1 rRNA gene is annotated in these 2,665 nt (G+C 50.1%); it reads right to left on the reverse strand.

The features are described 5' to 3' along the window. A 23S ribosomal RNA gene (locus tag P353_RS25290) occupies positions 1-2,392 on the reverse strand; the annotation flags it as partial. Positions 2,393-2,665 lie beyond the last annotated feature (273 nt).

The following is a 2,665-nucleotide window of genomic DNA, read 5'->3' on the forward strand; positions in this document are numbered from 1 at the left end:
GGCCCTTCCATACAGAACCACCGGATCACTATGTCCTGCTTTCGCATCTGCTCGACTTGTCAGTCTCGCAGTTAAGCACGCTTATGCCATTGCACTATCGTCACGATGTCCGACCGTAACTAGCGTACCTTCGAACTCCTCCGTTACGCTTTGGGAGGAGACCGCCCCAGTCAAACTGCCTACCATGCACTGTCCCCGATCCAGATAATGGATCCAGGTTAGAACCTCAAACGCACCAGGGTGGTATTTCAACGTTGGCTCCATGCGATCTAGCGACCGCACTTCAAAGCCTCCCACCTATCCTACACAGATCCGTTCAAAGTCCAATACAAAGCTACAGTAAAGGTTCATGGGGTCTTTCCGTCTTTCCGCGGGGAGATTGCATCATCACAAACATTTCAACTTCGCTGAGTCTCAGGAGGAGACAGTGTGGCCATCGTTACGCCATTCGTGCAGGTCGGAACTTACCCGACAAGGAATTTCGCTACCTTAGGACCGTTATAGTTACGGCCGCCGTTTACTGGGACTTCAATCAAGAGCTTGCACCCCATCATTTAATCTTCCAGCACCGGGCAGGCGTCACACCCTATACGTCCACTTTCGTGTTTGCAGAGTGCTGTGTTTTTATTAAACAGTCGCAGCCACCAATTTTTTGCAACCCCTTTGAGCTCCGTTTGTACAACTTCACTTACTTGGGGTACACCTTCTCCCGAAGTTACGGTGTCAATTTGCCGAGTTCCTTCTCCTGAGTTCTCTCAAGCGCCTTAGAATACTCATCTCGCGCACCAGTGTCGGTTTGCGGTACGGTCGTCAATAGCTGAAGCTTAGTGGCTTTTCCTGGAAGCAGGGTATCACTCACTTCGTCTGCAAGCAGACTCGTTATCACCCCTCATCTAAGCCTGGCGGATTTGCCTACCAGGCACGACTACAGGCTTGAACCAACATATCCAACAGTTGGCTGAGCTAACCTTCTCCGTCCCCACATCGCACTATTGATCGGTACAGGAATATTGACCTGTTTCCCATCAGCTACGCATCTCTGCCTCGCCTTAGGGGCCGACTCACCCTACGCCGATGAACGTTGCGTAGGAAACCTTGCGCTTACGGCGAGGGGGCTTTTCACCCCCTTTAACGCTACTCATGTCAGCATTCGCACTTCTGATACCTCCAGCATCCGTTACCAGACACCTTCACAGGCTTACAGAACGCTCTCCTACCACTTGCAATAAATTGCAAATCCGCAGCTTCGGTAACTGGCTTAGCCCCGTTACATCTTCCGCGCAGGACGACTCGATCAGTGAGCTATTACGCTTTCTTTAAATGATGGCTGCTTCTAAGCCAACATCCTGACTGTTTTAGCCTTCCCACTTCGTTTCCCACTTAGCCCGTTTTAGGGACCTTAGCTGGCGGTCTGGGTTGTTTCCCTCTTGAGTCCGGACGTTAGCACCCGGTGCTCTGTCTCCCAAGCTGTACTCGTCGGTATTCGGAGTTTGCATAGGTTTGGTAAGTCGCCATGACCCCCTAGCCTAAACAGTGCTCTACCCCCGACGGTAATACTTGAGGCACTACCTAAATAGTTTTCGGAGAGAACCAGCTATTTCCAAGTTTGTTTAGCCTTTCACCCCTATCCACAGCTCATCCCCTAATTTTGCAACATTAGTGGGTTCGGACCTCCAGTACCTGTTACGGCACCTTCATCCTGGCCATGGATAGATCACTTGGTTTCGGGTCTACACCCAGCGACTAATCGCCCTATTCGGACTCGATTTCTCTTCGCCTCCCCTATTCGGTTAAGCTTGCCACTGAATGTAAGTCGCTGACCCATTATACAAAAGGTACGCCGTCACCCCTAAGGGCTCCGACTTTTTGTAAGCATACGGTTTCAGGATCTATTTCACTCCCCTCCCGGGGTTCTTTTCGCCTTTCCCTCACGGTACTGGTTCACTATCGGTCGATGATGAGTATTTAGCCTTGGAGGATGGTCCCCCCATATTCAGACAGGGTTTCTCGTGCCCCGCCCTACTTGTCTGCAGCCTAGTACCACCGATCGGTTTTCACATACGGGACTATCACCCACTATGGTCGGCCTTTCCATGCCGTTTTGTTAACTGATCGACTATCACTGCAAGGCTCTTCCGAATTCGCTCGCCACTACTATCGGAATCTCGGTTGATGTCTTTTCCTCTGGGTACTTAGATGTTTCAGTTCTCCAGGTTCGCTTCGAGCACCTATGTATTCAGTGCACGATACCTCTTGCGAGGTGGGTTCCCCCATTCAGAAATCTCCGGATCAAAGCTTATTTGCCAGCTCCCCGAAGCTTATCGCAGGCTATCACGTCTTTCGTCGCCTATCATCGCCAAGGCATCCACCATATGCTCTTAGTCACTTGACCCTATAACTTTGGACTCTCTCATCGAGAATCAAAGCCTGGTTTCAAAGACTGGTGAGGTCTTGCACCTCACGCGTTATGCCGTAATGTGAATATCTTTGGCTGCATCTTTCGATGCAGCTTAGAGAATATTCGTCATTACTAGATAAATTTGCATTCGCAAAATATCTGTTTTGACGCAATCAAAAAGTTGCTGGCGGCACGGTGCACAAACCTTGGTTTGCGCTTTCCACCAGCAACGCTGATTTCGACTCTATGAATTTTTAAAGAACAGCC

The organism is Comamonas testosteroni (assembly GCF_000761245.1).
Lineage (GTDB): Bacteria > Pseudomonadota > Gammaproteobacteria > Burkholderiales > Burkholderiaceae_C > Comamonas > Comamonas testosteroni_C.